The organism is Vibrio sp. YT-19(2023) (genome assembly GCF_033337395.1).
On the sequence record NZ_JAWOQN010000908.1, the window covers coordinates 1 to 564 of the forward strand.

Consider the following 564-nt stretch of genomic DNA (forward strand, 5'->3'; position numbering starts at 1 on the left):
AGCATCACACCAAGTACACCAAAAACAACTGAAACCACGATCGCTAATCCTAGTAGCTCTCGAATAAAAAATTTGTATGCCATCATACTAATTCCTTCTAGCAATATTCGACCTTACGTTACGCCCCTCATCACCTATCTATTTTGATTATTATCAACTTCATTTCACTACGAATAAGAACTTAGTTTTATAAAAAAACGCTTGTAGAAATGGAAAAAGTGGTTACCAAGCGACCACGTTGTTTAGCTAAGTAGAGCCGAAGTTAATGGAGTTACTGCTTCGCAGCTACACTTGAGCAATAGATTTAAAAATAGCTTTTTAGGAATCCATATCACATTATGAATTTCCCTTTTTTACATTGACCCCGTCATTACTAAGCAATGACATTTGGTCTCGACTCTGAGACTAATCTTCGATGTTTATCGGCAGTGTAAACACAAGAGGTCAATATGAAAAAATACACTTATCCTCTACTTGCTATCTCAGGCGGTCTACTACTGACTGGCTGCGGTGGTGACAACTCTTCATCAAATACAGAATCCGCTACGTTTTCTCTTGGTGTCT

At 37.9% G+C, this 564-nt stretch carries 1 pseudogene; it reads right to left on the reverse strand.

Annotation, left to right across the window (positions count from 1 at the left end):
• A pseudogene (locus tag R7E78_RS29125) lies at positions 1-83 on the reverse strand (D-fructose-6-phosphate amidotransferase); the annotation flags it as partial.
• Positions 84-564: the final 481 nt, after the last annotated feature.